The organism is Candidatus Buchananbacteria bacterium CG10_big_fil_rev_8_21_14_0_10_42_9, assembly GCA_002773845.1.
Taxonomy (GTDB): Bacteria; Patescibacteriota; Patescibacteriia; order Buchananbacterales; family 21-14-0-10-42-9; genus 21-14-0-10-42-9.
This window is the reverse complement of record PEZZ01000021.1, coordinates 25031-31173: the sequence shown is the minus strand read 5'-3', so window position 1 is coordinate 31173 and position 6143 is coordinate 25031. Positions and strand designations below refer to the sequence as shown.

Genomic DNA, 6143 nt, shown 5'->3' with positions numbered 1-6143 from the left:
CAGAAAGCATCAACAAGTATTAACAATTAATAATTACATATCCATTAGAGTGTAGACAAAGTTTACAAAAAAATGGGTACCCACCATTTATTACCATTGCACCAAAAGAAAAAGAGATGTCCCCTGCGCTCAAAAACCAATAACTCTTAAAGAGCTTGAAGACCAGATTGAAATTGAACTGGAACGCTTCACTATTCTCCCTCAATTTCAGCAATGGGCCTTGGAAATCCTAAACAGAGAAAACGACACCGAAATTGAAGACCGAACCAAAGTATATGAAATGCAACACAAGAGTTTGGCCGAAACCCAAAAGGAGCTGGATGAACTAACCAAGATGCGCTACCGCCAGCTTATTGATGATGAAACGTTTATCAAGGAACGTGATAGCTTACAGTCCCAAATTACCAAACTAAAAAGCAAGCTCCGTGAAACTGAAAGCCGAGCCGAGAAATGGATTGAACTAACCGAGAAAACCTTTAACTTTGCCACGTATGCCCGCAAAGAGTTTGTTATGGGCGGGCTTGATAAGAAACGAGAGATATTTGCCGCCGTTGGTCAGAACTTCTCTGTAAAAGACAAAAAAGTGCGTATTATAGCGAATGATTGGTTTGCACCGATAGAAAAAGCGTATCCTGCGTTAGAGGCGGAATATAAGCGGTTGGAACTGGATAAAAAGCCGTTAAATAACACACAAACCGAGCAGTTAGCTCGGCTTATGTACTTTTGGCAGGGGTGGAGGGAATCGAACCCCCGTCTCAGGTTTTGGAGACCCGCATACTAGCCACTGTACTACACCCCCTCTTCTTGTCATCGCGAGCGTAGCCACGTCTGACGTGGCGTAGCGTCGCGATCTCTGAGATTGCCACGTCCCCCTGTCTTCGCAGGGGTCCTCGCAATGACAAAGGCTATTAGCTATTTTGTTTCTTTGTGCATGGTGTGCTTACCGCAATGCTTGCAGTGCTTTTTCATCTCTAACCTATCCTTCAAAAGTTTTTTATTCTTGCGTGAAAAATAATTCACTCGCTTGCATTCAGTGCACTCCATTTTAATCATGTTGTCTTGGGACATACTTTGGTTTCAATTAATTACTGGAGCCCCACGTCGCTAAAGCTATGAGGGGCGTGAGCCGGGAGTGGGATTCGGACCCACGACCTACTGTTTACAAAACAGGTGCTCTACCACTGAGCTATCCCGGCCTGTTGTTCCCAGCACTAAAAAAGTTTCATTAGTATAGTTAAAGATTTACTTTTTGTCAATGTTCTTGATTGTCAACGGGAAATAGAAATGTCATATCCGGGCTGTTTTGGTTAGTTTGTTAGCATGGGTGAGCTTCTTACCGATAGTGACACTACTGGCTGCAATCAGTAGTTCCAAACCCGCCAAAATGTACGCCTCACATTTTACGCCGAGTGAGTATTTGTCTTTTTTAGGAAACAATCCAACATATTCATAAAATAGTTTATACAAATCGTAGGTCTTGATAATTAACGGCGTGTCTAGGTTATTCATATGGTAATTCAAAGTAGTTATGATAAATTAATAAGTGTTGAGAATTTGTTTTACTGTCGGGATGAGTTTAAGAGAGGGAAACGAAGTAAGGCTAATGCCATCGAATTTGAAAGAAATTTAGAGGATAATATTTTTTGCCTGGCATGATGATTTGCGATTTTTTGCCTATCATCTTGAAGGCAATCAAAGATGATTTTTTGAATTAACTGGTTTATATTTTCTTGTATCTGGTTGTTCTGCCCTGTCCAATACGCTCCACTTTTTTAAGTTGAAGCAACCGCTCCAGCGCCTGTGATACTGTCGGCCGAGCTACCTTGGTTGCTTCGGCAATCTCTCCCGGTGTTGCTTCGGTACCGCTTTGCAAGTAATACCAAACAGCCAGCTGTTTTGGTGACAGCAGTTTTTCAATATTCTCAGCTGATAACAACCCCAGCGCTTGCTTGGCTTGGCTCAATGAGACATCAAGGAAGAATTTTGCCCAAGAGGTAATATCTTCCGCATTTGTGCCAAAAGTCTTTTGACTTTGTCGTAGGGCTAAATAGTAATCAGTTTTGTTATCCTCAATCAGCTTTTCGTGAGATACGTAGGGGATATAACTGTAATTGTTTTTTAACATTAACAAGTTGGTTAGCACGCGGGCTAGTCGGCCGTTACCATCTTGGAACGGATGAATTTTTAGGAACTCAACAATGAAGTTGGCAATAATCAGCAGGGGATGAAATTCTTTGGCAATCAGCTCTTGATTAGTCCAGTCAATCAATTCTTCCATCGCCTTGGGCGTTAAATATGCCGGTGTTGTTTCAAACAGCACCCCGATTGCTTTTCCTGATTCATCCAACATTTCAACTTTATTTTCACCTACCTTGTACTTACCCCGATGTCTTTTGTCTTTATCAGCATACTTTAGCAATTCATTATGCAGATGTTTAAGAGAATTTTCAGAAAAAGGAATTTTGTTACCAACACTAAACACCTTATCTAACAATTCATAATATCCTTTAACTTCCTGTTTATCTCTGTCTGCCAGTTTTTGCAAAGACAATCCTTTCATTAATTTCTCCACTTCAACGTCAGATAGTTTTGAACCTTCAATTCGAGTGGATGAACCGGTTGAAGTAACCAAAACCGAGCGCTTTAATCTGCCAAGCGCTTGAGGGTTTAATTGAGCTCCACCAATCCACTGGCCTTTTAATTCATCAATTTGATTAAGTAATGGCCAGATGCTATATGGCAAGTTTTTAAGCCGTTTATTGAAGTTAGTCATAATAGGGGATTAAGCAATCTAATATATATACTATATTAGATTATATGAGATTATTTATAACTAGTCAAGTGAATAAAGGCTCATGGTAAAAGGGCATGTCAAAATTAATAAGACAGCTAACGGAAACTTTAAAAAATATCTGCCCTTGAGTACAGAGGGAGAACATTAAAATTTTTATCGAGAGATCCAGGGCTGTCCGAGCTGGTATCTCGAATTGTAAAACACAAAAACGCGAGATCTGTTCTCGCGTTTTTGGAATGTAATATTTGACATATAGGGGTAGGGGTATATAATGTATGTGTATGGAACATTCACGGTTTGAACGCCATAAAAAAACCATTCATCACATCAACCGCATTGAAGGACAGCTTAAGGTGCTGAAACGATATATCACAGAAGATAAACCTTGCCACGACATTGCCCACTTAACCGCTTCGGTGGCCGAATCATTTAATGCTTTGAAAATCAGAACATTGGAGGGTTTTGTGTTGCACGAATTAACGGATAAAAAGACAAGTGAGAAAAAGCGAAAAGAGAAATTAACCAAAATAATAAATTTATACAAGTAACGTATTTATGAAGAAAAATATTATTATCATCGTATTGGCAGTTGTGGCCGCGGCGGCAGTGGCAATTAGTTGGACCCAAAAACAAACATTAGATCAGCGCCAGCAAGAAATCCATGAGCGCGGAACGCTCGTTATGCCATTTGACCTTGACAAGACAACGCATGTGTTTAATCAAACAGATGCCGGCGGCATTCAGCAAGTCAGAGCCAAAGACCCCAACGACACTGAACAAATCCAACTGATCCAACAGCATTTACGAGCAGAAGCCGACCGATTTAGCCAAGGTGATTTTGGCGATCCCCAGACGCTGCATGGCGAGAGCATGCCCGGGCTTGATGTGCTCACCACCCAAGCTGATGAGCTGGAAGTTGAATATAAGGAATTAGAAGATGGCGCGCAAATCAGCTATCTTTCCGATAATCCCGAAGTGCTCAACGCGATACATTTGTGGTTTATGGCCCAGCTGACTGACCACGGCACAGACGCCCAGCCACACCTGGCTCAGTAGCAGTTAATTAGTACCGCGTAAAACCGCCCAAAGGGCGATTTTGTGGTACAATGACGTGGCATGGAAATTGTTCTGATTGCGCTATTGACCATTACCGCGGCAGCGGTCGGCACGCTGACCGGGTTTGGCACGTCAACTATCATGGTCCCCGTATTGCTCTTATGGCTCCCGTTGCCGCAAACGTTGCTATTGGTTGGCGTTGTTCACTGGTTTGGCAATATTTGGAAAATTACATTATTTCGCCAGGGATTCGATTGGCGTTTAGTGCTCTGGTTTGGCATTCCTGGTATTATCTTGACTTGGTTTGGCGCGCAATTTATTTTTAGCGTCTCCGACCAGGCGTTGTCCCGTACGCTTGGCGTTTTTATCATTGCTTATACCATCTTTTTGTTTATTAAACCGTCGTTCAAATTTAAGCAAAACGCCATTACCGCGGTTATCGGCGGAGCGTTGTCCGGTTTTTTCGCCGGCATTTTTGGCATCGGCGGAGCGATTCGCAGCGCTTTTTTGACTGCCTTTAATTTACCTAAAGCTATCTACATTGCCACGGCCGGAGCAATTGGCCTCGTCATTGACTCAGCCCGTTTGCTTACCTATTGGACGGGCGGAAGCCGATTGCTTGAACTTCCTTACTGGTCGCTCATTATTTTTATTCCGGCTTCGTTGGTTGGCGCCCAACTTGCCAAAAAAGTAGTTGACCGCATAGCTCAGCGAAATTTTCGCTTTGTGGTTGTGGCTTTTCTTTTTGGGGTGGGGGTGAAACTTTTATTTTGGCCATAAAGTTATTTATGGTAAGGTGTAAGAACATAAGGATACCGCAATTAATAAATAACCTTTAATTATATGGCAAAAACAATAAGTACCGAGGAACTAAAAGCAAAAATTGACGGTGGCGCTCAAGATTTTCATCTTGTTGATGTGCTTTCAGCGAATAGCTATGAAGCACGTCATGTTCCGAGCGCAAAAAATGTACCGATGGGTGACGATTTTATTGAGCGTTTTGAAAAAGAAATAACTGATGACAAAAATGCGGAAGTCATCGTGTATTGTTCATCCAGCACCTGCCAAGCAAGCGTTAATGCCGCGGCTACTCTTGAAGATGCGGGTTATACCAATGTCAGCCATTACCAAGACGGCTTAGCCGGTTGGCAAGATGCCGGATTGGAATTTGCTGAAGGTTCAAAATAAGCTGTGGCCTAAGTGCCTAAAACAGATGCAAATATTCATGCAAATATATGCTAATAACTGTGCTATACTCTTGTTATGCAAAATGAAGAGTTCTCAGCACAATTGCAAAACCTTTTAAAAACATCAGGAGCTCGGCATGCCGCTTTGTTGGTGGAGCGTGGCGGCAAAACTGTTTGCTCAATGAATATTAGAGCTTCAACAGCCAGCCCGTTTCTGATTGCCTCTATTACTAAGGTCATTACAGCAACTGCGGTAATGGTTCTAGTTGATCAAGGCGCCGTTTCGCTGGATGATTCAATTAAAAAGTATCTGCCTGAACCAGCACAAGTCAATGCCGACAAGATTACGATTCGACACCTGCTTACGCACACTTCAGGTTTGCCTCGCCATGTACCGGATAACGTGGACATACGTAAACGCCAAGGTACCTTACGAGATTTTTACGAAAGTGCAACGAATGCACCTTTAATATTTAATCCGGGTAGTCGATATAGTTATTCAAATGTTGGTTATTTGTTGCTCAGGCAGTTAGTTGAACGAGTGAGCAACAAATCTTTAGGCGATTTTACCCTGAATCATATTTTTATGCCGCTTGGGATGACTGGCGCAGCTTATGGGCTTGGCTATAATAAATTAAGGGAAACGGTCATGTGTGAGCTTGATTCAATGAAAGCCTATGCCGGCACAGAAGCCGATGAAGCCTGGAATTGGAATAGCCAGTATTGGCGCAGCTTGGGCGCACCATGGGGAGGCGTGATTGCTTCAGCGAGGGATATGATTAAATTTATGACCTCTTTTTTGACGTTGGATAAACATCCGGTATTAAGTAGGTCTTCGGCACAAGCGATGCTCACTAACCAGCTAGAAAGGTTGGAGAAAAAACAAGGCTTAGGCTTTAATCTTGATTCCAGCAGCTTTCCGGTGTCGGCTGGCACAAGCGTTTTCGGCCACAGCGGGGCAACCGGCGTTACGACTTGGGCTCACGTGGAATCGGGCGTGGTTTTTGTGATTTTTACGAGCCGTCCTTATTCTTTATCAAAAGATACTATCATCAAGCCCATATCTAAGCTAGTGTTCGACGAGTTTTGCCAGGTGGGCTAATAAT

Annotated in this window: 8 protein-coding genes and 2 tRNA genes; 5 read left to right on the top strand and 5 right to left on the bottom strand. The window is 42.6% G+C overall.

Annotated elements, in window-relative coordinates:
• Positions 1 to 724 precede the first annotated feature (724 nt).
• The 5 genes from COT81_03050 to COT81_03030 form a co-directional block, all read right to left on the bottom strand.
• Positions 725 to 799, bottom strand: a tRNA-Trp gene (locus COT81_03050).
• A gap of 113 nt (positions 800 to 912) precedes the next feature.
• On the bottom strand, positions 913 to 1068 hold the full coding sequence (rpmG, locus tag COT81_03045; protein PIS05118.1) for a 50S ribosomal protein L33: 156 nt from the start codon (positions 1066 to 1068) through the stop codon (positions 913 to 915).
• Positions 1069 to 1124: 56 nt separating this feature from the next.
• Positions 1125 to 1196 (bottom strand) — tRNA-Thr (locus COT81_03040).
• A 91-nt stretch (positions 1197 to 1287) separates the two neighbouring features.
• Positions 1288 to 1509, bottom strand: a complete 222-nt coding sequence (locus COT81_03035) for a hypothetical protein (protein PIS05117.1) — start codon at positions 1507 to 1509, stop codon at positions 1288 to 1290.
• Positions 1510 to 1720: 211 nt separating this feature from the next.
• Positions 1721 to 2773, bottom strand: coding sequence for a Fic family protein (locus COT81_03030; GenBank protein PIS05116.1), 1053 nt, complete (start codon positions 2771 to 2773; stop codon positions 1721 to 1723).
• A gap of 296 nt (positions 2774 to 3069) precedes the next feature.
• On the opposite strand from COT81_03030, the gene COT81_03025 reads away from it, so the two are divergent.
• From COT81_03025 to COT81_03005, 5 genes are all read left to right on the top strand, one after another.
• Positions 3070 to 3342 carry a hypothetical protein gene (locus COT81_03025; protein ID PIS05115.1) on the top strand — a complete coding sequence of 91 codons (273 nt, stop codon included), beginning with the start codon at positions 3070 to 3072 and terminating at the stop codon, positions 3340 to 3342.
• Between the two features lie 7 nt (positions 3343 to 3349).
• Positions 3350 to 3850, top strand: a complete 501-nt coding sequence (locus COT81_03020; protein PIS05114.1) for an aspartate carbamoyltransferase — start codon at positions 3350 to 3352, stop codon at positions 3848 to 3850.
• 60 nt (positions 3851 to 3910) lie between these two features.
• Positions 3911 to 4630, top strand: coding sequence for a sulfite exporter TauE/SafE family protein (locus tag COT81_03015; protein PIS05113.1), 720 nt, complete (start codon positions 3911 to 3913; stop codon positions 4628 to 4630).
• Between the two features lie 63 nt (positions 4631 to 4693).
• Positions 4694 to 5038 (top strand): hypothetical protein, encoded by a 345-nt coding sequence (locus tag COT81_03010; GenBank protein ID PIS05112.1) that lies wholly within the window; start codon positions 4694 to 4696, stop codon positions 5036 to 5038.
• Positions 5039 to 5113: 75 nt separating this feature from the next.
• Positions 5114 to 6139, top strand: a complete 1026-nt coding sequence (locus COT81_03005; GenBank protein ID PIS05111.1) for a serine hydrolase — start codon at positions 5114 to 5116, stop codon at positions 6137 to 6139.
• Positions 6140 to 6143 lie beyond the last annotated feature (4 nt).

Bases quoted from the DNA above. Each gene is read 5' to 3' on its own strand.
- COT81_03035 (PIS05117.1), bottom strand. From the start codon at position 1,509: ATGAATAACCTAGACACGCCGTTAATTATCAAGACCTACGATTTGTAT.
- COT81_03030 (PIS05116.1), bottom strand. From the start codon at position 2,773: ATGACTAACTTCAATAAACGGCTTAAAAACTTGCCATATAGCATCTGG.
- COT81_03005 (PIS05111.1), top strand. From the start codon at position 5,114: ATGCAAAATGAAGAGTTCTCAGCACAATTGCAAAACCTTTTAAAAACA.
- COT81_03025 (PIS05115.1), top strand. From the start codon at position 3,070: ATGTGTATGGAACATTCACGGTTTGAACGCCATAAAAAAACCATTCAT.
- COT81_03015 (PIS05113.1), top strand. From the start codon at position 3,911: ATGGAAATTGTTCTGATTGCGCTATTGACCATTACCGCGGCAGCGGTC.
- COT81_03020 (PIS05114.1), top strand. From the start codon at position 3,350: ATGAAGAAAAATATTATTATCATCGTATTGGCAGTTGTGGCCGCGGCG.
- COT81_03010 (PIS05112.1), top strand. From the start codon at position 4,694: ATGGCAAAAACAATAAGTACCGAGGAACTAAAAGCAAAAATTGACGGT.
- rpmG (PIS05118.1), bottom strand. From the start codon at position 1,068: ATGTCCCAAGACAACATGATTAAAATGGAGTGCACTGAATGCAAGCGA.